Annotated in this window: 14 protein-coding genes; all 14 read right to left on the bottom strand. The window is 33.2% G+C overall.

Going from position 1 to position 26,724, the window contains the following annotated elements; all coding sequences use genetic code 11:
* Positions 1-2: 2 nt before the first annotated feature.
* A complete protein-coding gene (locus tag IPJ23_10780; GenBank protein MBK7631162.1) occupies positions 3-3,755 on the bottom strand; it encodes a SpoIIE family protein phosphatase in 3,753 nt (1,250 codons plus the stop codon).
* Positions 3,756-3,820: 65 nt separating this feature from the next.
* Positions 3,821-7,165: a SpoIIE family protein phosphatase gene (locus IPJ23_10785; GenBank protein ID MBK7631163.1), complete on the bottom strand. Its 3,345-nt coding sequence runs from the start codon at positions 7,163-7,165 to the stop codon at positions 3,821-3,823.
* Positions 7,166-7,180: 15 nt separating this feature from the next.
* A complete protein-coding gene (locus tag IPJ23_10790; protein MBK7631164.1) occupies positions 7,181-10,954 on the bottom strand; it encodes a SpoIIE family protein phosphatase in 3,774 nt (1,257 codons plus the stop codon).
* 46 nt (positions 10,955-11,000) lie between these two features.
* A complete protein-coding gene (locus IPJ23_10795) occupies positions 11,001-12,602 on the bottom strand; it encodes a PP2C family protein-serine/threonine phosphatase (protein ID MBK7631165.1) in 1,602 nt (533 codons plus the stop codon).
* A gap of 256 nt (positions 12,603-12,858) precedes the next feature.
* Positions 12,859-13,194, bottom strand: coding sequence for an STAS domain-containing protein (locus tag IPJ23_10800; GenBank protein MBK7631166.1), 336 nt, complete (start codon positions 13,192-13,194; stop codon positions 12,859-12,861).
* 15 nt (positions 13,195-13,209) lie between these two features.
* Positions 13,210-13,626, bottom strand: a complete 417-nt coding sequence (locus IPJ23_10805) for an ATP-binding protein (GenBank protein ID MBK7631167.1) — start codon at positions 13,624-13,626, stop codon at positions 13,210-13,212.
* 156 nt (positions 13,627-13,782) lie between these two features.
* Positions 13,783-16,944 carry a SpoIIE family protein phosphatase gene (locus tag IPJ23_10810; GenBank protein MBK7631168.1) on the bottom strand — a complete coding sequence of 1,054 codons (3,162 nt, stop codon included), beginning with the start codon at positions 16,942-16,944 and terminating at the stop codon, positions 13,783-13,785.
* A gap of 133 nt (positions 16,945-17,077) precedes the next feature.
* Positions 17,078-21,349 (bottom strand): right-handed parallel beta-helix repeat-containing protein, encoded by a 4,272-nt coding sequence (locus tag IPJ23_10815; protein MBK7631169.1) that lies wholly within the window; start codon positions 21,347-21,349, stop codon positions 17,078-17,080.
* A 143-nt stretch (positions 21,350-21,492) separates the two neighbouring features.
* Positions 21,493-23,103, bottom strand: a complete 1,611-nt coding sequence (locus IPJ23_10820; GenBank protein MBK7631170.1) for a right-handed parallel beta-helix repeat-containing protein — start codon at positions 23,101-23,103, stop codon at positions 21,493-21,495.
* Between the two features lie 54 nt (positions 23,104-23,157).
* Positions 23,158-23,658 (bottom strand): hypothetical protein, encoded by a 501-nt coding sequence (locus tag IPJ23_10825; protein MBK7631171.1) that lies wholly within the window; start codon positions 23,656-23,658, stop codon positions 23,158-23,160.
* Positions 23,659-23,964: 306 nt separating this feature from the next.
* Positions 23,965-24,633 (bottom strand): hemolysin III family protein, encoded by a 669-nt coding sequence (locus IPJ23_10830; GenBank protein MBK7631172.1) that lies wholly within the window; start codon positions 24,631-24,633, stop codon positions 23,965-23,967.
* A gap of 67 nt (positions 24,634-24,700) precedes the next feature.
* Positions 24,701-25,138 (bottom strand): beta-lactamase family protein, encoded by a 438-nt coding sequence (locus IPJ23_10835; protein ID MBK7631173.1) that lies wholly within the window; start codon positions 25,136-25,138, stop codon positions 24,701-24,703.
* Complete coding sequence (locus IPJ23_10840; GenBank protein ID MBK7631174.1) at positions 25,135-25,770, bottom strand: serine hydrolase; 636 nt, start codon at positions 25,768-25,770, stop codon at positions 25,135-25,137. The genes IPJ23_10835 and IPJ23_10840 overlap by 4 nt, the downstream gene beginning before the upstream one ends.
* A gap of 209 nt (positions 25,771-25,979) precedes the next feature.
* The gene (locus IPJ23_10845; GenBank protein ID MBK7631175.1) at positions 25,980-26,702 is read right to left on the bottom strand and encodes a T9SS type A sorting domain-containing protein; all 723 of its coding nucleotides are present in this window, start codon (positions 26,700-26,702) and stop codon (positions 25,980-25,982) included.
* Positions 26,703-26,724: the final 22 nt, after the last annotated feature.

Genomic DNA, 26,724 nt, shown 5'->3' on the forward strand with positions numbered 1-26,724 from the left:
TTTTATTTTACTTTTATAACTACAAACGTTACGTCATCATCTGGTTCTTTATCATTTGACCAGAGGGAACCTGCATTTTTAAGATAATCTATAATTTTATCCGGTTCTTTATCTGCTACTTCTTCAAAGGAATTTTTGGCTCGTCTGTAACCAAACATTTCATTATGCTGATTGTTTAGTTCTGGAAAACCATCACTCATCAATAATATTGTGTCTCCCGAATACAATTCCATTTCTTTTAATTCATATGGAAAATTTTCCATCGTACCTAATGGCATTCCTTCGATTAAATATTCTTCAATTATTTTATGCTTATTTCTGAACAGATAAACAGGCGGCATACCAGCAGCAGACATTAGTAGTTTATTGTTTTGAATCTTCAACATAGTCATACTCATTGCAAGAGATGTAAATTGCATTTGTTTAATGCAACGGGTCATTTCCTTAAATGTAAATAGTATATCAGGATTTGCAGCATAACTGTTAAACAATGTTTTAGCAGAAGTAACCATCGTGCCAGCTCTCATTCCGTGTCCTGTTGCATCGCCTAAAACAACAGTTAAAGTCCCATCCATAGCAACATTAAAATCATAATAGTCGCCGCCCACCTCGGTGGCCGTTTTCATATATACAGCAATATCAAGATTGGGTATTTGCGGCAGTTCTTTGGGAAGCATTGAAAGCTGTAACTGTCGTGCTTCTTCAAGTTCTTTTGTTTTACGTTCATTTTCTGTTTCTGCAAGCTGAGCTCTCAACTCAGCTTCATTGATAGCTGCAGTGTTTCTTGCTTTTGTTAAAAGTCTTCTTCGTTGTATGCGATCTACTCCGAAAACAAAGCCAAGAAAAAGAAATCCATAACAAACATATGCAAATGTTGTTCTCCAGTAAGGTGGAAGTACTTCGATATGTAATACTTTTTCCTTCTCGCTCCATACTCCGTCGCCGTTTGCTGCCTTTAATCTAAAGGTATAATCACCGGGCTCTAGATTTGTAAATGAAGCAAAATGAAGTTTACTATAGACCCAATCTTTATTAAATCCTTCCAGTTTATATGCAATTAGATTTCTCTCAGGTCTAGAGTAATGGATAGGGGCAAATTGTAATGAAATATCATTTTGTGAATAATCTAATGTTAATTCTTCAGTGCTGTTTAAGTCTTTTTTCAATGGTGAGGTTGTAAGATCGTTAAAAACGGATACATCGGATATTTTCAAATCAGTAAGTACAATTTTTGGTTTTGTTTGATTTGTTCTTCCGGGGATAAAATAATTTACTCCGTTGTCTCCACCGAAAAATAATTCTCCATTATTTGTTTTCCATGAGGCGAGTGAAAATGAGTAGCCCTGAAGCCCATCCTTTATATCAATATTTATGAACGATTCTTTTTCGCCAGTTTCATTTCGAACGAGTGTGGTTAAACCTGCTGCACTGCTAATCCATAAATTGCCATAATTATCCTCCTGAATAGCTCCGACTAAATTTGTAGGAAGACCGTCATCTTCGGTAAAATATTTTATCTTCTCGGTTTTCGGGTCTAATTTTCCCAAACCATTTGGAGTGGAAAACCAAACAAATCCTTTACTGTCCTCAAATACATAATACACATCGTTATTGGTCACAATGTCAGAAACTGCTTCTCTATTTTTATTATACTGGGTGAATTCACCTGTATTTAAATTGTATTTAAAAAGACCCTGGTTTGATGATCCAATCCACAAAATATTTTCATATGATTTACTAATACATACTGAGTTAGCAATCTCCAATAACATATAATTGCTGACTTTTATTTCTTCATCAATTCTTTTTGAAAAATCACTGAACTGGTTACCATTTATCCTGATAACCTGAATTCCCCATAATGCTGAATCTTTAGGGGCAAGCACATTAAAATTTCCATAAGAATGCCCGACATCAGATTGGAACTTAAGTTTATATTTGCCCTTCTTTAATTGTAATGTTTGGGTCATTATCCTGTTCTTCATCCCGCCCTGAAAATGAAATGAATTACTATATTTGAGCATACCCCATATTATATTTCCATCAGCATCTTCAAGCCAGCCAAAATCAAACAGTCGCTCTAATTCTGATTGCCCTTCCCCAACCCCAACAATTAATACCTTTGAGCTGTCAGATATTTCAAATTCCTTTTCTAATAATTTTTGTTCGCCCACTTTAAGTATTGAAGCTATTGGCTGTGAAGAATTTGCAAGATTTATAATATTTGATTGTAATTCAGGCTTGAATTCCCGGTTACTAATAGATGGTATTTGCTTAATAATGTTTTGACTCGGATATAAAATATCTACACCGCCCCTGTCTGCAATAAATAATCTTCCTGCTTTATCAAATTTTAAATCATTAATTATAAATCCACCGTAAAGTGGAATTTGATCGTCAAAGTATTTTATAGTCTTTCCTGTAACTGTATTTACTTTATCTAATCCGACATTAGTTCCAACCCAAAGATTATTCTCTGCATCAATGGTTAAAGAGAAAATATTATCGCTTGAAATACTATTTGAGTTCTTGTTGAATGTATAATGTTTATATTCACCCGCTCCATTGTTTCCCCAAAACACTCCCAATCCCGCCGTTCCAATAGCCACATCATTACTTTTTTCACTTTTAGCGATCGCTGTTATTCTATCTACCGAAGAATTTGTTTTAATGTTTTCGGGTATTTTAAGAACATTCATTGGTTGCTTGTTGGGATCAACTTTATATAATCCATCCAATCTAGTCCCGATCCAAATGTTTCCGAAACTATCCTGAAACAATGAAAGTATTGCGGCAGATTTTATACTATTTTTATTATTACTGCTCCCTGTAAAATGAAAGAATTTATTATCAACAGGATTATATCTGTATAATCCATCGTCTAATGTGCCCAGCCAAATAAATCCTGCTTTATCCTTTAAAATATTCAACGTTCCTCTGGATAAGAATGCTCCTAAAGGCGTTGAAAACATTTCAATGTTCTCCAACTTTTTATTACTTCTGTTGTATATTACTAGTGAATTTTCCCCTCCAATCCATAATCTTTTAAATTCATCTTCATGAAGTACCAATGAATAAATTAACTTATCCGCACCCAAATCATCATATAGTTGGAATTTATCAGAACCTTCATTGTAATAAAATATTCCCGCTCCATAATCCGTTGCTAATATTTCATGATTTGAAGTTTCAATGATGGATAAATTATTCGCATTGCGCAATTCCTCATCATTTAATATAAATTTTATTCTCCTTGTATTCATTTCCTCCGGATTAAGTAAATGTACACCATATTCATTGGTCCCTATCCAGATTCTATTTTTTTCATCAATAAAGATTTTATAAATAATTGGCGGATTTAGATTTTGTCCTCTATCGAATTTTACATTGATAAAATTATCGTTTTTGATGTCATATTTCGCCAGTACATTACTTCCGCCAATCCATAAATTTCCATTATTGTCTTCGCATATTGTATTTATTGTATTACCAGGCAGACTGGTGCTGTCCGATGGATTATTTTTATAAACCTTAAATTCGTATCCATCGTATCTGCTCAAACCGTCATTTGTACCGAGCCAGAGAAAACCATACTTATCTTCACAGATAGAATTTATTGTTGGATTAGAAAGTCCTTGCGGAATTGAGAAATTTTCAAACACAAAATTTTCTTGCGCATGGAGGACGTTTGTCAGCAGATACATAAAGCCTATTATTAAAAACTTAAAATTGAAATATTTACTAATCCATTTCATTCTGTTACCTTATTTAATTTTAATTACTACAAACGTTACATCATTCCGTCTTCGACGGATAGGCATCATTTTATCTTTATCACAACAAACGTTATATCATCATCTGGCGTTTCAGTGCTCGACCAATCGGATCCTGCATTTTTAAGTTCTGTTATTATTTCTTCCGGAAATTTATCCGCCGCTTTCTGATATGTTTCAATTACTCTATCGTATCCAAATATTTCTTTGTCTTTATTAAACATCTCTGGTAAACCATCACTCATTAACAGTAATGTATCACCGGGATAAATTTCTGTTTGTCTTAATTCATAAGGGAAATCCTGCACTGCCCCTAAAGGCATTCCTTTTAGAATAATTTCTTCGATTGTTTTTGTTTTACTTCTGTATAATAAAGCAGGCGGCATACCTGCTGCTGAAAGTTGCAACTTGTTTCCTTGAATTTTCAATATTGAAAGACACATTGAAAGCATGTGCATATTCATATGTTTAATACAACGTGTAATTTCTTGAAATGTAAATAGAATATTTGGGTTTGCTGCATGAGAACTAAATAAACTTTTAGTAGTTGTAACCATAGTGCCTGCTTTCATTCCGTGTCCTGTTGCATCTCCAATCACTACTGTTAAAGTACCATCCATACCAACATGAAAATCATAATAATCACCACCAACCTCTGTTGCAGTTTTCATATAAACAGCTATATCTAGATGTGGTAATTGAGGCAGTGATTTTGGAAGCATGGAAAGCTGGAGCTGACGTGCTTCCTCCAATTCTTTTGTCTTACGTTCATTTTCAGCCTGAAGTAAAGCTAATTGTGCTTTTCTTTGCTCAACATTTTTTATTCTGAATCTCTGGTATCTATCGAAGGAAAAACCACCAAATAAAAAAAGCAATAAGTAAGAAGCATATGCCCAATTTGTCTTCCACCATGGTGGCTTAATAATTAATTTTATTGATTTGCCTTCTTCATTCCATAAACCATCATTGTTGGATCCTTTTACTACAAATACATATTCACCGGGATCAAGATTAGTATAAGTTGCTATTCTTATATTGCCTACATACCGCCAATCATCTTCATAATTTTCAAGTTTAAATGCATATTTATTCTTTGGAGGATTTGAATAGTGAAGTGCTACATATTCAAATGAAATATCATTTTGCCAGTAGGGTAAAACGATTTCGTTAGTCTTTGAAATTTGTTTTTTAAGAGGGGAATTTTCTCCAACAGGAACAGACTCATTAAAAATTTTTAGATCTGTAATAACGAGATTGGGTTTAAATTTATTGTCTGTAACTTCGGACGGGTAAAACGAATTATATCCTCTTATACCTCCAAAAAACATTTCTCCATTCTGAGCTTTATAAAAAGCACCGCCATTAAATTCCTCACTTTGTAATCCATCATCCACAGAGTAATTTCTAAACTGAAATGTATTAGGACTAAATTTAGTAATACCATTATTAGTAGATATCCAGAGATTTCCCATTTCGTCCGGCAAGCTTCCATAAACTCCGTTATTTGGCAGAGAACTATTCTCTTGTGTGAACCTTAAAAACTTTTCGGTTTTAGGATCAAATCGATTTAGTCCTCCACCATAAGTTGCAACCCAGACATATCCGTTTTTATCCTCATAAAAATTCATAACATTTGGATGACTTAAACTTGTAGAATCTTTTGGATCATAATTATAGTATCGAAATGTCTCAGTCTTCAGGTTAAGTATATTTATCCCATTAGTGGTTCCTGTCCACAACTCTTCTGGTCGAGATTTTGAGTACCAAACAGTTCTCACAAAATTAGCTCTGCTGCTCAGGCTGCTTTCATCTTCTGGGTCATAAGTATATTTTTTAAATGTTTCATTCTCCTTATCAAATCTAACCAAGCCGCTTCCATTGGTACCAAACCAGAGATATCCAGGGAATTTTTCAATTTCTATTATATTATAATTAATTGTGGTTAGTCTGGAATCGGGATCAGATGGCTCTATGTAAAATCGTTTGAATGTTTTTGAATTCTTATCAAATCGATTTAATCCTCCAGCGGTTCCAATCCATAGAAATTTACCATCATCATAAATACACGAAACAAAATCACTACTAATCGAATTAGGCCGTTTTTTATCATTTGTAAAAATTTCATATTTATTTCTAGTCCGATCGTAAGAAATTAAACCGCCCCCTTGTGATGCTATCCATAACACATTATCACTATCAAGATAAAAACCCCTGATAGGGTTTTTAATAATATTAAATTCATCAGGTCCGGTATTTACCAGAGAAAATTTAATGACCGATTTATCATAAACGTTAACTCCTGAAAGATTTGTCCCGACCCATAAAACACCCGTTTTATCAATTAATAATGATAGAACACGATTACCGCTTAAACTCTTTTCATCTTTGGGATCATATTGGAACTTCTGTAACTCTCTTGTTTTAATATTTAGTTTTAATAAACCGGAAAAAGTTCTATCTGTTAAAGAACCAGCAATACGGTTAGGAACGCCTCCTATCCAAATATTACCGTTATCATCAGTTTCTAACGCAAGGATAGCTAGAACATTTATTAGATAAGAATCCGCAATTGGTTCAATCTTTCTTAAAACCCTATCCTTATAATTAAATCTAAGAAGACCTTCTCCGGCAGTGCCAATCCATATGTTTCCCTCATTATCTTCTTTTATAGAAAGAGCAGCAGTTCTCAAAATTTGGTTATCAATTTTTTCCGGCTTTAATTGAGGAACCCCAGTTTCACCATAAGTGATTTTGAAATAATAAACCTTTCCTATAGTGCCAACCCAAAGGTGATTTTGTTTGTCTTGATGAATAAAAGTTATTTCATCTTCAGGAATTTTGAAATCCGGTGGAAGCATATTAGCCATATGAATAAATTTTCCGTCACTAACCACCATATAATCAAAACCTTTATCCTGAGTAACAATCCAAAGATTACTTTTCGTGTCCTCACTAAATGAAATAATTATATCCTCAGCTAATGAATTTGGATTAGAATGATCATTATTGTAGCGGGTAAAAGTTTTTGTTGTCGAATTGTATTTACTTAATCCTGTTAGAGAGCCGCCGATCCATAGTGTTCCGTCTTTAGCAACATGCATGGCAAGTGCCTGATTATCATTTAACGAAAGACTATCTCCAGGGTTTCTTTTAAATATTTCAAAATTATATCCGTCATATTTGTTAAGCCCATCTTCAGTGCCAATCCATATAAATCCATCGTGGTCTTGAACTATTGAGCTTACTCTATTTTGGGACAATCCATTGCTGGAGGTTAGCCGATTAAATTTAACCGGCTTGTTTTGTGCAAAAACATTGGTAGTGAAAATTGCTAAGATCAGTAATATGATTAAGAAATTGATTATGCATTTAGATTTGTTAACTATATTCATATAAATATTCCATTTTTATTTTACTTTTATTACCACAAACGTTACGTCATCGTCCGGGTCTTTGTCGTTCGACCAGCGACTGCCTTCATTTTTTAGATACTCAATAATTTTCTCAGGTGCTTTTTCTGCAACTTCTTCAAATGAATTTCTGGCACGTTTGTATCCAAACATTTCGTTATCCTGATTGTTTAATTCCGGAAAGCCATCGCTCATTAAAAGTAAAGTATCTCCTTTATATAATTCCATTTCTTTTAATTCATAGGGGAAATTATCCATCGTACCCAAGGGCATACCTTCCATTAAATGCTCTTCAACTATTTTGTGCTTGTTTCTAAAAAGATATACAGGAGGCATACCAGCAGAAGACATCATCAATTTATTATTTTGAATCTTCAACATTGTCATACTCATAGCAAGCGATTGAAATTGCATTTGTTTAATGCAGCGAGTCATTTCACGAAAAGTAAAAAGTATATCAGGATTTGCAGCATAACTGTTAAACAATGTTTTTGCAGAAGTTACCATGGTTCCTGCTTTCATTCCATGTCCCGTTGCATCTCCAAGAACAACTGTCAAAGTTCCATCCATTGCAACATTAAAATCATAGTAATCACCGCCAACCTCAGTCGCTGTTTTCATATATACGGCGATATCTAAGTTGGGTAATTTGGGAAGCGCTTTTGGAAGCATTGAAAGTTGCAGTTGACGAGCTTCTTCAAGTTCTTTTGACTTACGTTCGTTTTCTGTTTCTGCAATCTGTGCACGAAGGTTCGCTTCATTAATTGCCGCGGCATTTCTTTCTCTATTTATAATTCTTTTTCTCTGGACTCTGTCTATTCCGAAAACTATTCCTGCAAATAAGAAGAAATATCCAATATAGGCGACGGTGGTTCTCCACCATGGAGGTGAAATAATTATTCGAATAGATTTCCCTTGATCATCCCAGATTCCATCACCGTTTGATCCCTTTACCATAAATGTATATTCACCAGGCGCAAGATTGGTATATGACACAAAATTTCTATCTGTCGAAATCCATTGATTATTAAATCCTTCAAGTTTATACATTAATTTATTTTTTCCTGGTCTTGAAAAATGAATGGATGCAAACTCAAACGAAATATTATTTTGAGTGTATGAAAAATCCAGTTCCTCCGTTTTCATTATACTTTTTTGTAGTTTGACCGCAGCTGAATCTGATAAAAGAGATACATCAGAAACTTTTATATCTTCAATTACAATATCAGGTTTAACCTCATTAATTTTTCCAGGATAGAAATAAGTAAAGCCATCAATTCCCCCTAAAAATATTTCGCCTTCTTTACTTATCCAGCTTGCATTGCTGGCTGTAAAACCTTTAAGTCCGTCTTGCGCATCAAAATTGACAAAATTCCATTTATCCTTTGGAGCATTTTTGTTCAGTTTGGATAATCCGGCTGCTGTATTAATCCAAAGACTTCCTTCAAGATCTTCAATGATAGAATTTATTTGATTAGATGGGAGTCCATCTTTTTGATCGAACTTATTAATTTTTTCAGTAGCGGGATCAAATCTCAACAAACTGTTTGCTGTCGCAATCCAGACTATCCCTTTACTGTCTTCATAAATGCAACTAATATGATTGTTGGGAGAACCAACATTTTTGTTATTAAAATTGTATTGCTTATAATTTCCGGTTGATAAATCATATTTAAAAAAACCGCTAATATTTGAACCTAGCCAAAGAACATTATAATACCTCTTACTAAATTCAATGCTTGTAGCTGCTTCCATAGGCATAAATTTATCGGAGTTAATTTCTTTTTCGTTCAATTGATGAATGGTGTTATAATCAGAATCATTTAAACTCAAAACCTGAATTCCATACCACAAGGAGTCCGGTGGTGGAATTACATTCCAATTACCATAAGAATGGCCAACATCCGTAGAGTAAGTAATTTTGTAGTTACCTTTTTCTAAGTTTAAACATTTAAGTACAATTCGATTTTTAAATCCTCCTCCATCATTAAATGTTTTAAATAAATCATCCATTGACCAAATTGTTTTACCTTCGTTGTTTAATAGTGATCCGACGTCTGTAAGACCTTCACCGGTAGCATTATATATTTCGCCTTCTCCCACGCAAATCATCAAAACTTTTTGATTATGGTCCAATGAAAAAGATTTTTCTAAATTTGATGCTTCACCAACTTTCAATATTGAAGCAATAGGATCACTTGATCCTGAAATCTTATGAATCTTTTGTTTAAGTTCTTCACCCATTGGTTTATTCATTATCGTTGGTAAGAGCCTATATTGATTTTGAGTAGGATTGTATTTCTCAAATCCTTGTCTTGATGCCATCCAAATATTACCAGCTAAATCAATTTTTATCGAGTTTATATAATAAGTTGTAGTTTTATTCGCATTAGGAGATTTAATAGTGCTAAGTAAATTATTTTTATCAAGTTTATGCAGACCAAGATTATTATATGCGAACCATTTATTCCCCGTATTATCAATAGCCAGACCCTGGATATTTATTTTTCCACCTGTATCATTAGGTCTGTCCATTTTAAATTTCAAATTATCAGACTTATGATTTTCTAGATTGTAGATAAATAATCCCTTTTCAGATGTACCTATTGTCATTTCTTTACTCTGATGTAAACCAGCAATTACGGTTGAAAAATTTGCATTAGAACTTGCAGCATCATTAGTATTAAACTTATAAAAATTAAACGGTTCTCTAAGCGGGTCAAATTTTGTGAGACCATTTCCAAGTGTAGCAATCCAGATAACACCGTATTTGTCCTCAATTATTTGGCTTATTATTATTCTAGCAGATATGTCCGAATTTGCCAAACCGTAATCAAATTTCTCAATGTTTTTAGTGTTAGTATCAATTCTATATAGTGCACCGCCATAAATCCCTACCCATATATATTTATTGACATCCTGAGCTATTCCTGTAACTAAATAGGAACCCCTGTCATTTTTATTCGGACCAAAAACATCATAATCTTCAGTAGTATAATAGATAGGCGAGTATTTGATTAAATGAATGTTACCCCCAAACCAGATATTTCCGGATAGGTCTTCATAAATTACTTGAATTTGAATCGGACTGAAATTTTCTCTCAAGTAATATGGCTGAAATAAATTTAACTTTTCATTGTATATTTTTATACCATTTGCATAATCAGCAACTAAGATATTTCCATTCTTTAATTCAGTTATACTGTATATATTACCCCATTGAGCATTTTTATTAGAAATATCCAGGTTTACCTGTTCAAACTTATTTTCTAATTTGTTGAACTTTTGTATGCCATGATAAGTAGATCCAAACCATAAATTTCCCTTGGAATCTAAGAGAGCTGAATATAAGTAAGATAAATTAGTGACGCCCGCGGTTTCTATGCGGTAACTTTGAAAGATTTCATATTTTGGGTCGTATTTTGCAATAATATTCTTTGAAAAACCGACCCATATGAATCCTTCTGAATCCTCAGCAATGGCATAACTATCATTAGTTGGTATTGTGGTTGAATCATTTGGATCGTTCTTAAATACTTTAATATTATTTCCGTCATATCTGTTAAGTCCATCTGCAGTTGAAATCCAGAGGAATCCATTGCTATCCTGAAAGATATAATTAACTGTAGAGTTTGAGAGCCCTTCAGGGACTGAAATGTTTTCAAAGAGATAATTTCTTTGTCCGTAGCTTGTAAAGGAAAGAATCAAAAAGAATATCAGCAATAGAATTCTATTTATTAATAATTTAGATACAGTTCTTAATAGTCTCATAACAAATCCAATTAATTATTATAGAAGAGGTGTAATACAGAAAAAATTAAATTCTTTTAAGAATTATTGCTGTTATATCATCACTTTGCAGAGCGCTAACAACATGAGCTTTTACATCTTGTACAATAGACTTGACAAATTCATCTGAAGATAAATGAGAATTGCTTTGGAAAAAGTTTATCATTCTTTCATCCGAATATTCTTCTTCATTTTCATTCATTGCTTCAGGAATGCCATCAGTATATAAGAAAAGTTTGTCCCCAGGATTCATTATTGATTTTTGACCTGTGAATGGAATTCCAAAATCAAACATACCAAGCCCCACACCACCTGCCTCCAATTTTTCTAATTGGCCATTTTTTCTTAACAAAAAAATAGGATTATGTCCGGCATTAACTATATCCAATTCGCCGGAATTACTATCCAGAACTGAAATAAAAAATGTTATGTATTTATCGGAGGGAGAAGACTTAAAAATAAGTTTATTTAATCTATCTGCCATTTCTGTAAGTGGAATATCAAATTCGAGGTAGGAATAAAGAGCAGCATCTAATGTACTCACTAGTAGGGCAGCACCAATTCCCTTTCCGGCAACATCGGCAATGATTAAAGCATATTTGCCTTTTCCTAAATCAAAGCAATCATAATAATCTCCGCCAACTTCTTTAGAGGGAATATTTGTGCCGGCTAAGTCATAACCTTCAATTTTAGGTAAAGTTTCCGGTAAAATCATTTTTTGAATAGATGCAGCAACATTTAGTTCCTGTTCCATTTTTTCTTTTTCAATCGCCTGATTGTTTAGGTACTCATTTTCAATTGAAGCTTTAACTTGACGTGAAACAGCATCTAATAGAAGTTTATCTAAATCATTAAAATCTGTAACACCTTTTCGAGTTTCTTTGTCAGCCAAAGTAAAATTGTATCTTAGAGCACCATAATCAAATGAAGTTTCTATTTTGTATTTAGAATCAATCACTTCTTTCAAGTTTAGTTTTGTGGGGAAAGAATGCTCTTCTATAATTTCATTTTCTTTTACTATCTGAAGTAAAGAAGCTGAGGCATTCGTAAGTGGGGTAATTTTCTCAAGTGCTAAATCAAATATTATACTTCTTTTATCATACCGAGAAACTTCAATTACAGTATCAATTAGGTTATTAAGCTGTACTACTTTTTCGTTCAACTCAAACATTAAAGATTTAACTCTTTTTTGATTTAGAAAGGATCTATAAGCAGCATCAAAAACCTGGAGTAAAATTTGTAGAGTAATTTTATCCAAATCATTAAATTCGGTTTTATCCATTTTATCGCCCATTAGGATACCTAGAAAGGATTGATCAGCTAGAGGAAGAAATATGGAAACATTATATTTTTTATTTTCAAAATACTTAATGGCAAAACCCTTTGATTCATCTATGTATTCTAAGTCAACTGAATCTAATTCTTTCTTTGGAACTACACTATTCCATTTAAAATCGGTCCTAATTTTATGACATATATATACATCAGATATTAAAAAATTTCCTCTCAATAAGTGAAGAAAATTCTCAATCATCTCAACGAGGCTGATAGATTTAGAAAGGATTTCAAATCCCTCCTGAAAAGATTCAGCCTGTAGAGAAAGTTTTTGTACGAGGTTATTATTTTCCAATGTTATAAATAGTTTATGAAGAATTGATAATTACTTTTGATGCTCAAAACAAAAGTAAGCCGAATTTAGTAATCATGCAGTCACGGCATATGAGTCCGTCCGAGAACTTCGCTTTTGTCAATCTGAACTTGTTTTAGGTTCTTCTTCTTGAACAAAAACTAGACCTTAGAATCCGATCCCTAAAGCTTTCGAAACGGAATGACAGTATTCTGACAGACTTATAATCTGTGGTAACAGTGCTTAAAAACGAACCGAATCAGCTGCTTAAAGCTGACTCAACCGTATCGGCTTTCCCTGCAAACTGAAATAGCCCCATTATTGTAAAAGTTTTTTCTATTGTAGGATCAAGGTTAGTAAAAACTAATTTACCATTTCCCTGATTTAATTTTTCGATAACCTCAATCAAGTGGGATATGCCAATTGAGTTTACAACTTTTGATTTTTCAAGATTAAGTACAAGCTTACTTATTCCATTATGTTTTGAAAACTCTTCTACAATCTTTTCACCACCTATGTTATTGATATATCCTTCAGTTTTAATAACAAGAGTTTTATCGTGTAATTCTGAAATTAAATTAAAATCGGTACTCATTAAATATCTCTCCACTTAGATTAAATTTTTAGTAATTGTTATTCTTGTGCCATTAGGACCTGATTCTATCGTAAGATCATCTGACATAGATTTCATTAATTTAAGACCCCATCCACGTTTGTGTGAACTGTGAATTTTGTCTTTAATATTCGGATCCTCTATATTCTCCGGTTCAAACCCCGCTCCAAAATCAGTTACAAATATTATTAGTTTTTCCTTGGCCATACTGAATTCAACTTCCACATTTGGGTATTCATCACCTGAATGTTCAAGTCCATTAATTATAGCTTCAGTTACAATAATTTTAGCCTCGCCGATCTTGTCATCGGAGATGCCCAAATGTCTGCCCATTATCTGCAGACTTTCAATTGCTACCAATTCAATGTCAGGAACTTTTGGCAGCTTGATCTCTAGTTTAATATTCGAGTCCATTAATTCTCTTTCAAAATTATAATTTTAAAAATGTTTTTAATTTTAGGTCGGAACTCAAACGTGAATATAATAATATTCTCACTATAACCAATAAAATTATTTGCTGATGATTTGCAATGAAAATAATTAACACTAAAATCAAAAACATAATAATTTTTATTTAATTCGTATGACCACAAAGCTTATATCATCATCCTGAATCCTGCTTCCCATCCAATCGTCGCCTGCCTTAACAAGTTTTTCTATAATAGTATCTGGAGGATTTTCTATTATGTCATTAAACTGCTTTTTAACTCTAGAATAATCAAACATTTCCTCATCACTATTCATTTGTTCGGGTAAACCATCAGTAAGTAGCAATATAGTATCACCTTGTTTTAGTTCTTTTTCAACAAGATTGTAAGATGCATTTCGCATAGCGCCCAAAGGCATTCCCTGAATAATAATTTCTTCAACGTTTTTTGAATCATTATTATAGTAAAAAATCGGAGGCATACCTGCACTTGTAACTTGAAGCTTATTGCCATTAATTTTTAAATAACTAAAAGACATTAATATTCTGCCGAGCTTAATATCTTTAATAACACTGCTACAATGAGACATAAATTCTTTTATTCCAAGCTTTGAGGAATCAGCAGTAAAGAACCCCTTCATTAATGTAACCATAGTACCTGCTTGAAGTCCGTGACCCGTTGCATCACCAAAGGCAACATTTAATACGTTATTCTCCTGTAAAATAAAATCATAATAGTCACCTCCAACTTCAGTTGCAGTTCGCATGAATGCTGCAATCTCAAGGTTAGGAAGATTGGGGAGCTCTTTTGGAAGCATTGATAGCTGTAGTTGCCTTGCTTCTTCAAGCTCTTTAGTCTTTCTCTCATTCTCAATTTCCAAAGTGCGCTTTTCGGCTTCGGTAACTTTAATTTTTAGTTCAGATTCCCTGATACGTGATTTTTGCTCACGTCTATCTATTTCAAATTTTCTAATACTGTATAACATTCCAAAAAACAACACAGCATAAATTGCATAAGCTATATTCGTTTTCCACCATGGAGGTGAAACATGAATCGTTAACGATTTTCCTTCTTCATTCCATACCCCATCATTATTTGAGCCTATAACATTAAGGACATAATCGCCAGGTGATAAATTTGTAAACGTAACTTTATTATTGCTTCCCAATTGAATCCAATTTTCATTAAATCCTTCAAGTTTATATTTATACTGATTATTAAAATTGTTGTAATAACTTAAAGCAGAAAACTCGAGAGTAACAATATTATCTTTATAAGTAACAGATATTTCTTTCATTTCAGAAATACCTTTTCCAGTTATGGGTTTACCTTCCTGATCATCTGTATTGTATCTGGTGTAATTTGTAAACATTATCGGAGGGATAAAAGTATTACCAGTTATACGCTCCGGATTAAAAACATTAAATCCATTTACCCCACCAAATAATAAATTTCCGGTTTGATAATCTGTTGCAAATGCGTTTTGATTAAATTCATTGTTCTGCAAACCGTCTTCAGCATAGTAATTATTAAAAGTTTCGCTTTTTGGATTAAATTTTGACAAACCATTATTTGTACTGAGCCATAAATTACCTTTATCATCTTCCAGTATACCATAAACAAAATTATTGGTAAGCCCATTTTTTTCGCTGTACATTTTAAATTTATCAGTATCTGAGTTGTATTTGCATAAGCCTTTTGTTGTCCCTAACCAGATATTTCCCTTACTGTCTTTAAATACCCTAATTATGTTGTCATCACCAAGACTTTCAGGGTCGGCAGGATTATTTCTAAAATGTTTAAACTTTTTAGTTGATTTATCAAATACATTTATACCACCACCGAATGTTCCAAGCCATAATCTTCCTGAATTATCTTCGATTATTGACCAGACGCTATTTGAACTTATTGATGAAGAATCATTCTCATCATGTTTATAACTAGTAATTAGTTCTGTTTTTTTGTCTAATCGGTTAAGCCCGCCTGCATAAGTACCTATCCATATTATGCCTCCACTATCTTCGATTATTGAGTATACACGATTATCAGTTAAAGAATTTGGGTTAGATGGATTATTTACATATGCTTTAAATTTACCTGATACCGGATCAAAAGAATTCATACCGCTGCTGAATGTACCAAGCCATAACAATCCTGATTTATCTTCACAAATTGTTTGCACAGAATTGTTGATAAGACTATTTGGATTTGAAGGATTATGAGAATAATTGACAAACACTTTTTTCTGATAATCGAATTTATCTAAACCACCATTTCTTGTTCCAATCCAGTAATTCCCTTTTTGATCTACACACATTGAATAAACTGTATTATCACTAAGGCTGTTTTTATTTTTAGGAATATTGTAATAATGCTCAAAAACCTGAGAAGAAGGATCAAAATAATTAATCCCACCTGCATTGGTTCCAACCCATATTAATCCGCTTCTGTCTTCGTAAATTGAAAAAATAAAATTATCACTTATACTTTTCGGATTATCCGGTTCATTTTTATAATGTACAAATGAATTTGAGACAGGATCAAATTTGTTTAATCCTCCTTTAACTGTGCCAATCCATAAATTTCCTTTTGAGTCTTCAAAAATCGGCCAAACCCAATTATCGCTCAGACTATTAGGATCACCAGGTATATTTCTGAAATGTTGAAACTTATTTGTTTTTTCATCGAGCTTATCCAGCCCATTAGCGGTACCGACCCATAATGATCCTTTACTATCCCGAATCACTGAATAAACCTTATTATCACTTAAGCTAAATTTATCATCATTGAAATGTTTATAAATTTTAGTTTCACCGGTTCTTTTGTTTTCCATTTTTAAACCGGTTTCTTTACTTAATCCCCCAGACCAAACAACATTATCTCTATCATAATAAATAGCAAGCACAGAATTTCTTTTAGATTTGTACCTGTTTATTTCTTGATTGTGAAGGATTTGAAAAGATTCATTAAGAGGATTGTACTTATTAATTTTACCTGATTGTGTTTCGATAAAAAGAGAGCCTGATTCATTTTCATAAATTGAAAATATAAAATTATCTGAAAGGCTTGTAGAATCATCAGCAATATTTTTAAATATTTTAAAGCTATATCCATCGTATCTATTTAAACCGTCTTGAGTACCGAACCACATAAATCCATTTTTGTCTTGTAAAATACAAGTTACTGCGCTTTGCGATAGGCCATTTTCAACAGTTAGATGATTGAATGCTATACTGCTTTGGGATTGGATGGGTATAAAAAACAAAAGTATTATTATCCCACAAAACAGAACTGCTCTGGTCATAAAATAAATCCGAAAAGTTTGAGAATTAATTTATTTAAAAAAGCATATTTAGGCATTTGATAATATTCATAAATTATAAGTTTATAGAAACTGCCCTTGATCCAATATAAATCAAGGGCTTGAATGAAATCATTTACTTCATAAGTATAAGTTTTTTAGTAGCCACAAAGGTACCGCTGCTGATTCTATAAATATATACACCACTTGCAAGCGTACCCGCATTCCAATCTACACTATGGTATCCAGCTTCCATTTGTTCGTCAACCAAAGTTCTAACCAGATTACCAAGGATATCATAAACCTGTAATTTTACATGATTACTTTCGGGAAGTTGATATCTTATTACAGTACTTGGATTGAATGGATTTGGGAAATTCTGTTCTAAAGCAAATTCATTAGGATTTATTTGACTCAATTCCTCTCTATTTTCAGAATCTCCCTGTTGTTTGTTTAGTGAGTTATCAATACCATAAACTTTAGTACTTCCGCCAATACTGATATCTCCATTGGACCATAGTGCACCTTTAACAAGGCAGCTTGTTCCTGTTGTTATTTTGCCAAGTGGACAAAAGATTATTCCATTCCATTTGCCGCTTCCGCCAATACTAAAATTACCTTGAGTTTCTAAGTAAACATCTTTAAAGTCACCATTAAGAACTGTTGACTGCAGACTTGTACCGAAGGAAACATTGCCAGTTACAAATATGCGAATCTTTCCGTTACTAACATTCAGATTTAACTTACCACTGCCGCCCATAGTAAACGAGTTAAAATAGTAATCACCTGAACTTAAATTTAGAGTCTTGGAAGTACCAAGAGTAATATTACCGTAAGAGCCAGGAACAAGGGTGCATGTATTTGTAACATTTGAACCTCCGGAAACAAATACTGTTGCTGCTGGTAGCGTTATTGGAGTATAAATTTTAGGGACAAAGGGTGTCCCGTTTTCAGTAATGGTTCCATAGATTATTGTACTATTTGATTTATACAAATTTCCTGCAGTTGTTAGGTTTCCATAAACTTTTAATGAAGTACCAAGATTTACATTTCCTTGCGCATCTAAATTACCAGTAAGATTTGTACTACCGCCAAGTTGAACGATATCACCAGAAACGACATTTCCATTTATTGATAAACTTGTTCCACCATTTAATGATGAACCACTATTAACGTCACCGGTAATACAAGTGCTTCCACCTATAGAAACACTACTATTAAATGTTAATGGGCCAATATTCAAACTAGTTCCACCATTGAAAGTTCCATTACCTTCACTACCTTCATCTATCTTGGATGACCCACCGACAGAGATATTGGAATTACTAGCAATTTTAGTATCATAAACTTTAACGCTGGTACCGAGTGAAACATTTTGATTAGCAAAAATCGAGTACGGCGGGAAAACCGAAACGACCGGCTCAATTGGAACTTCAGTAGGTGATACAAAGAATGAATGTTCTGTTGTTATCACGTACTGGCTGTTATTGTAATTACCATTTGCAACTTGATCAGACGCAATTACCTTTAAATTGTAGTTGCCAGTTAATATTGTCTCAAGTGTAATCGTATATTTTCCATCCGCAGTAAATGTTAATCTACCTTCACTCACCTGGCTGTCTGGTGCAGTTATTTGAACAACAATCAAAGCATCATTAACCGGAGTACCAACTGTTTTTGTATGATCATTAAATCCACTTGTTTCACCACCCTGAAATAAACTAGCTTCCATGTTTACCATCACTGGTATCGGATCTCCATTCTGATCATTCTGTAAAATGTATCGCTCCTTATCAGATTTAAATGTTAATACTAAATCTGACTTGTTAGACATATAAACTCTAAGCGGTTCTGTTTGTCCTGTCGGCGGAGGTGTATTCTCAATTATTGCATAAGTCCATGCTCCAATACCAGGATTATTTACTCTAAAATATTTATATGGTTTACCAAATGATCCGGCCCCGGAATAACCATTTAAGAATTCAACATCATATGGTGATGATTGATAATTATCCTGAGTAATAGCTCCTGCAGGAAGATTTGGAGGATCAGTTACAAATACTCCTGGAGGCAATAATACAAGTGAATATTCACTACCTTGCCAGGAAAGCCCCATATCAAGAGAGCCACCTTGCCATTGTAATCCGCCTTGCCATTGAAGTCCGCCCTGCCATTGCAATCCACCCTGCCATTGCAATCCACCTTGCCATTGAAGTCCACCCTGCCATTGCAATCCACCTTGCCATTGCAATCCACCCTGCCATTGAAGTCCGCCCTGCCATTGCAATCCACCGGCAAAATACTCGCTACTAATTTCTTCTGATAGATATGAAATTTCTAATCCAAGCAGCCGCAGCCAAATAATATTAACTGCAGTTGGAATTTCTGTTGAGCTTGCCATTTTATAATACTCTCCATGAGTCTTATCTGCTAACCAGCTCATTAAATCTTGTCCGTTACTCAATCCTTCAAATCCCAGTGTGTAAATTTTTATGGAAGGATCAACATTTAAATCTGTAATTAGGTTCACAGGGGTCACTTCACCAGCGCTGAATAATATAATGGCTTTCTTATTATTCGATGAGGAGCCCACTAACAATTGTTCAGCCGCCTGTATTCTCTCTGCAAGATTTCCTGTTTGATTTGGAAGCAATTCAGTATTGAGTTTATTTATCTTCTGATTAAAATCCGTTCCAAGTGGTTCATTGAATGATGCGGAAGTTCCGTTAACCCATCCGATTCTATCGCCAATTCTCAATTTAGAAATAAGTTCCATCGAAGCATTTTTAGATGGAGTAAATCCATTAAGAACTGCTGACGATGTATAATTTGTTGTGCCATCGTATACTAAAACTATATCATAGTAAACGTCTCCCAAGTGGCTATAGATATAATTTATTCCACCTACATCGTTTTGGGTAACATCCATTTGATTTGAATATGTTGAAGGATTTAACGTTCGCTTATTTGTTTCACCAATATCTATTCTACCATACATCGTTGCCAGCTGATTGTTATTTTTCATATTGAGTATATAATTAAAATCACCCGGGTTATATAAATCTGCTAATCCAGAGAAATGTCCTATTTCATGTGTGGCAACATTTTGAACATCAAGCTTTGCAGGATCAGGATTGTTTGGATCTGGATTTGTTACCCACTCATAATGCGGATATCCAAGATCAGCATTAAGTGAAATAGGATCTCCATTAAAAGCCATATCAATATCAACCATCTCACCATTTAAAGCATTATACCTAACTCTTGTTACTGCAATTACATTAGTCGGAGCGCCTGTACTATCTTCCCATTCACTTGAAGTTGGAATCCATACAATATTATTAATGCCATTAGCATTACCTCCCCAAGTTTCTGAGTTTGTAGAAAATTTACGAGTATAATTTAATTGCTGTAAACCATTCCAGGTATTAAACCCATTCTGGACTTCATCATCATAACCTTTAGTAACCATAGATTGTGCAACCTGATAATTACCTTTTCCATCTTTCCAGTGCAAAGGAATTCCCGCCAGTGTTGTGTTAACTATATAATGATCTCCTTCATCAATAGCTCTCTCAATCGATGTTGAGAATTCAGATGTGCTTAATGGATTATATAAATTATCTAATTTCGTTGTTGTTCCACTTATCACTTCACCAGATGTAAGAACGGCATCTTTTAAGTTTGCAAGAAAATCCGCTTCACCTGCTAGATCTGCTGTAACTTCTATTTCCCCAAGATATCGTTTACCTTCTCTATTATTTGAACTAGAGTTAGCGAAAAATTGTACTTTATAATTTTGTCCTGCTGAGCCGTTTAAAATTCCCTGGATTGATGTCCCACCTTTAATTAAAGGCAGAGCTGAATCATCCTGCCAGGTATAAAATGTGTTGAATGTAGGGAATCCCTGTGAATCGTTTGCCGAAGCACTTAACTTAACTCCTAAATCTGAGTTGTTATAAATTGAATTATAAAGTATTGAATTATTATTTCCAGTTTCTACAAAAACACCTGCGCCAGTATTATTAAAAACTGTGTTACTATCCAGTTTGTTATCATTACCGTTAACTATTACACCATTATTTAGGTTGGCACTTATTTCATTACTAAATAATTTATTAGCATTAGAATTTATTAGGGAAATTCCAGCTGCTGGATTTCCATTAATAATATTGCCACGAATACTTGCAGTGCTATTGTATAATACAACACCACCTAGAGAATTTGATTCTACATTATTATTTGTTAGTTGGTTTCCTGTGCTACCGTTAATAGTAATTCCGGTACCAAAATTTCCGCTGATTGTGTTATTGTAAAAAGAATTATTGTCTCCATTAACCAGTAACCCTTCATTTGTATTTCCATTGATTGTATTTGCGTTAATTGTATTTCCATTTGATAAATTCAATGATATGCCAAATGTTAAGTTTCCATTAACAGTGTTTTCAGATAATGTATTAGTACTACTTAGTAAAGAAATACCGCCTAATGTATTTGCGGCAACAGTGTTAGTTGTAAATTGATTTCCATTTCCGGTATTTACAACAATTCCTACCCCTGTGTTATTAGAAAAGAATTATTATTAAAAGTATTATTATTTCCGTTTAGCGTTAAACCACCATTCAAATTGTAATTAATAGTATTGCCGGTAAGTGTGTTCCCGTTCGCACCATTTATTATAATCCCAATACCTGTATTTTCACTAACAGTATTCAACGATACACTTCCGGTACTATTTGATAATAAAATTCCAGATCCATTATTTTTTATTACATTATTAGAAATTGCATTTCCATTTGCTCCGACAACCGAAATTCCAGATCCTGTGTTACCAATAATGTTGTTAGATGAGAGTATACCGATTTGATTATTTATACCACCATTTGTAATAGAAATACCATCACCAGCTGAACCTGTGATTTTATTGTTGTTGATGTTGTTTCCCTGGGAGCTTATTAATATTCCTGATATTTGATTTGCCGAAATATTATTCTGACCTGAATTTGATAGCGTTAATCCGAAACCAGATGAATTATTGAGAACAAGTCCTTTAACCGTACTTTCTCCACACGATATAATTAATCCGCCATAAGAACCTTGAACTTCAATCAAAGCCAAACCGTTGTATCCTCTTTGAAAAGTTCCATCTAAGATAACGGAACCGGACACTTGTGGAAGATTGGAAGTGGGAGAAATAATAAAAGGCACTAAACTTGTATTATAAAAATAAATTTTTTGTAATCCGGATAAAGCATTTGCTTCTTGTATTGCTGATCTTAAAGTAACTTTACCGTCTCCGGCATCTGCAATTCCATTACCAGGATTCAAATCGGGTAAATCTAAACTTGAATTAACAACGAAAAAAGGTAAAGGGTTGCTTTGTACTATTTCATCAATATCAGTTAAGATAAGATGATTTTTTTTAGATGATAAATCTTTTAGAACAACTGTATTGCCATATGTATATTTTTCTGTAAACGACCATCTGCCAACTAAATAAGAAACAAGTGACGAAGGTATTGAGGATGAAGGATCACCGCCTCCATTGCAACTGTTTATCTGACTGGAAGATAAGGCAGTATTAAAAATTCTTATTTCATCTATTAATCCATTAAATGCATCATCACCATATTTACCAATGAACAATCCTTCTCCAGAAGTGTAAACCGGTCCCAGACTTTGAGAACGGCTTTCAGCAAGTGTGTTGTTATAATAAATTTTTAATGTACTTCCATCGTAAGTTCCTGTTAATCTAATCCAGCTAAAAGCAGGAAATGAAGGAAAGGAATTTGCAGTACTAACGGGGACACAATTCCCAACCGAAAAAAATGCGGTTCCATCTTTAACATACATAGAAAATGTACTACCGCCTGCAACTGATCTCGTAATTATGGGCATTACGGCACCCGGGTTATCTCCGATTAAATAAACCCAGGTATCTACTGTTATTTTTTTATTTGATGAAGAAGTAGTGCTATTAAAATATTTAAAGCCGGACTGATTTGCATCCCCATTTACAGATGCACCATCTAATATCTTTAACGAACTTGTGGCACCGTTAAAATTAAAGGATTTGTTCGTATTAGTTGCATAAGAAGTGTTGGTACTAAACATTATTATTAAAACTGCAAAGCAGATTTTAATTGTATTAATAATTTTCATTTATTTCTCTATCGGATTAGTTTAAAAATATTTTAAATGAGGTCGATTCAGCTATTACTCACTTTTTTCAACATAGGATTTAATTTCCTTTTTTAGAGAGGATACTTTTATATTGAAAGGAGTTACTAATTCACCGGTTTTATTATTCTTTTGTAAAGTCAGTTTCCCATCTTCTCCATCTACAATCTTGTAATCCACATTGTTCTTATCTTTTTTTACAAAAAGCAAAACATCTTCATTATTATTAAATCTTGGCATATGTGTGTACAATTCACCAACTTCACCAACTTCACCGCCAGGGGTTGTTACAGTTATTGTATTATTTACTTCGTTCCCTTTTAAATATTCTTCAACCTGAATAGTTGATTGTGTTGATATTCTGGTTTGATCATGATTCCACTGAGATTTTTGATTTACGACTTTGCCGGTAAGAATTACATCGGCCCGCTCTGAAAGTTGTTCAATTTTGGATTGACTTGTTTGGGCTTGGACCCCAATCTGACAGAGAACAAATGATAAAATGATAACTAGAATAAAATGGTGAACAGTTTTCATGACAATAGCCTCCTTAAAAATGCTTTTAATAAATCAGATGCAAACTTAATTTTTTTATCTTGGGGTGGGTTAGGACTATTTTAGCAATCTATTGGATTTTTATGGCAGATTAAAAAAAGACTAAAAGGTTTTATTTTGTGCTGTTCTTAAAGAAAATTCCTGCTCCAAATTTTACTGTTTGATGTAAAAAATTAATTGTTAGTGTTAACACTAATGCTTATTAACCATTAGAGTTTAGAATGAATGTTTATATATGAAGAAATATAAGTGTTTGATAGGAAATTGGTTTGAATGATAAAAGAAAATTTATTTTAAGACATCAATGATTGTAATGTAATTATATATAAGCCAAAAGTGAGAAAAACTACCAAGTAATACGAACAAATGAAAAATTTCATGAAAACCTAGAATGCCCGGAAATGGATCAGGCCTTTTTAGTGCATAAATTAGAGCACCAATGGTATAAAAAATTCCACCAATTAATAACCACATTAATGCTGCTAATGGTAAAGCGTTTATAAGCGGATAAATAATAACAATGGCTAACCATCCCATAAGTATATAAATAAGAGTTGATAACCATCTCGGAGCGTTCATCCAAAATATTTTAATTAATATACCTGCAACCGCAACGCTCCAAACGGCTATTAAAACAATCCAGCCGAGATTTTTACTTAATGCAATCATACAAATTGGAGTATAAGAAGCGGCTATGTATATAAAAATCATTATGTGATCGGCTTTTCTCATTTTTTTAACACTTGATTCAGAAAGTTTTAGCCAATGATAAAGTGTACTTGTTGTAAAAAGCAGAATCATTCCTATGCCAAAAATTAAAAACGAAATAAAGTGGTAAGGTTTAAATGGATTCAAAGTTGAATTAATAAGTAATATAGTTCCGATTATTGAAAGTATCACTCCTATAAAATGAGTAAAACCATTCATTGGCTCTCTCAATTTTTTAGCAAGGTCCATATTTAAAAGTCCATCTTCATTTTTTTAATATTATATCAACCAGAGAATTACTTTATATGAAATACTATTATTGAACTTCAGGAAAATAAATATCAACTATCTGATGTGCGAACTTAAGCGTACTAAACTCTGAGTCTGCATCTCGATTTGTTAAAATTACAACTGTAAATTTTTTATCTGGTATTCTATATATAATATTTCTGAATCCTCTTGTGCTGCCTGTATGATATACCACTTTAGATCCGTCGTATGTTTCTATACGCCAGCCGTATCCATAAGGGAATTCAACTCCAGCATTGGTTTTGCCCATTGTCCATGACTCATCAAGATATTCTTTATTGATCAGTTTATTATTGTAAAGAGCCTGATCCCATTTGTAAAGATCATTTAGCGATGAATAAATCCCTCCATCTCCAAGTACTGCACTGGTAACACTTTGATCTGTAAATTCTAAATTGTTATCTTTAATTGTGTAACCATAAGCCCTGTTATTAACTTCGTTTATATTTTTTCAAACGCAACTGTGTTGTTCATCTCAAGCGGAGTAAAAATATTGTCTCTAAGAAAATCACGAAAAGGTATTCCTGAAATTTTTTCAACAGTTAATGCTAGTAAAGAATACCCAGTATTACTGTATTTGTGCTGGCTACCCGGTATGAAGTAAGTTGAATCAGTTTTCATTATCATATCCAAAACATCTTTATCTTTTACCTGAACTGTAACGGTATCATCAATCAAATCTTCGTAATCAATTAAACCGGATGTATGCTGCAGAAGATTTTTAATTGTGATATTGTTTCCATAATCAGGAAAATAGGGAAAAATATTTTTAAGAGTAGTTTCAAATGAAAGTTTACCCCTATCAATAAGCATCAAAATTGACATTGCTGTAAATTGTTTGGTCACAGATGCTAATCTAAAATTAGTTTCAACTGTCACCCCTATATCCTTTTCAAGATTTGCAAGGCCATAACCTTTTATAAAAACTTTATCTCCATTTTCTATAACCATTACGGCTGCCCCGGGCAATTTGGGATTATTATATTCGATAAAAATCTTATCAATGATATCTTCATTGTTCATTTTACATCCTATCAACAAAACCATTATAAAAATGAAATATACTGTTTGTTTCATAAGAATTTTTCTCTTTAAAAAATAATTTTAATTCTTTTGTTCAAAATAATGAAGTTGGATTGTAAAGTTTTGCAAAGGATAGAGTTTCAGGTAAAATAATTGTAAATACTAATTTAAAATCACCTGACCTTGGAAAGAAAAATTCAAGTAGAATAGTTTTTCTAAAAAAGACGGCCGGGATATAAATTCCCAGCCGTCTTACACAATATTTATTTCAATAATATCATTTTACGTGTTTGAATAAATTCTCCTGCCTGCAGTTTATAGAAATAAATTCCAGATGATAAACTTGAAGCATTAAATTCAACTTCATAACTTCCCGCGGGTTTGTATTCGTTTACTAATGTTTCTACTTCATTCCCAAGTACATCATAAATTTTTAATGTTTGATTACCGGCTATCGGGGACTGCCAACTAATTTTTGTACTTGGATTAAATGGATTAGGGTAATTCTGAGATAGATAAAATTGATTTGGTATAAGGCTACTGATATTTTTAATATCTAAAGGATTCATTATTGTAAATTCTGTATCACTAGTATCATAGAGTGATGAATCAGCAATACTTTCAACTCGAATTCTGTATAAAGTCCCCAGCTGTAAATTTGTAGGCAGAATCCATTTTTGTACAAATGAATTTATTGTTGTGGTATCCAGGATAGTTGAATTGAATAAACTATCTTCCGCTAATTGGAGATTAAATGACTGAAGCAATCCGCGCCCGCTCCATTTTAATATTACTGGATTATCGACTAGTACTTTTTTCTGATCTATTGGTTCAATTAAAAAAGGTGAAACCAAGCCTTGTTGTAAATCTGGCTTCCCAAATATTATTTCACCAAAAGTTGTTGTGCTTGCAATTAGTTCATTGGTCGTACTGTCAAAAATAGTAGGAAGTTCAATAAAAAGTCCTTGCCCAGGAAATTCGCGCATATAAATTGCGGTCATTGCCGGC

The sequence above is a fragment of the Ignavibacteriales bacterium genome (assembly GCA_016709765.1).
GTDB lineage: Bacteria > Bacteroidota > Ignavibacteria > Ignavibacteriales > Ignavibacteriaceae > IGN3.

What these genes read in the sequence shown, in the direction of transcription:
- IPJ23_10780 (MBK7631162.1), bottom strand. Translation starts at nt 3,755, where the DNA reads ATGAAATGGATTAGTAAATATTTCAATTTTAAGTTTTTAATAATAGGC.
- IPJ23_10785 (MBK7631163.1), bottom strand. Translation starts at nt 7,165, where the DNA reads ATGAATATAGTTAACAAATCTAAATGCATAATCAATTTCTTAATCATA.
- IPJ23_10790 (MBK7631164.1), bottom strand. Translation starts at nt 10,954, where the DNA reads ATGAGACTATTAAGAACTGTATCTAAATTATTAATAAATAGAATTCTA.
- IPJ23_10800 (MBK7631166.1), bottom strand. Translation starts at nt 13,194, where the DNA reads ATGAGTACCGATTTTAATTTAATTTCAGAATTACACGATAAAACTCTT.
- IPJ23_10805 (MBK7631167.1), bottom strand. Translation starts at nt 13,626, where the DNA reads ATGGACTCGAATATTAAACTAGAGATCAAGCTGCCAAAAGTTCCTGAC.
- IPJ23_10810 (MBK7631168.1), bottom strand. Translation starts at nt 16,944, where the DNA reads ATGACCAGAGCAGTTCTGTTTTGTGGGATAATAATACTTTTGTTTTTT.
- IPJ23_10820 (MBK7631170.1), bottom strand. Translation starts at nt 23,103, where the DNA reads ATGAAAATTATTAATACAATTAAAATCTGCTTTGCAGTTTTAATAATA.
- IPJ23_10825 (MBK7631171.1), bottom strand. Translation starts at nt 23,658, where the DNA reads ATGAAAACTGTTCACCATTTTATTCTAGTTATCATTTTATCATTTGTT.
- IPJ23_10830 (MBK7631172.1), bottom strand. Translation starts at nt 24,633, where the DNA reads ATGGACCTTGCTAAAAAATTGAGAGAGCCAATGAATGGTTTTACTCAT.
- IPJ23_10840 (MBK7631174.1), bottom strand. Translation starts at nt 25,770, where the DNA reads ATGAAACAAACAGTATATTTCATTTTTATAATGGTTTTGTTGATAGGA.
- IPJ23_10845 (MBK7631175.1), bottom strand. Translation starts at nt 26,702, where the DNA reads ATGCGCGAATTTCCTGGGCAAGGACTTTTTATTGAACTTCCTACTATT.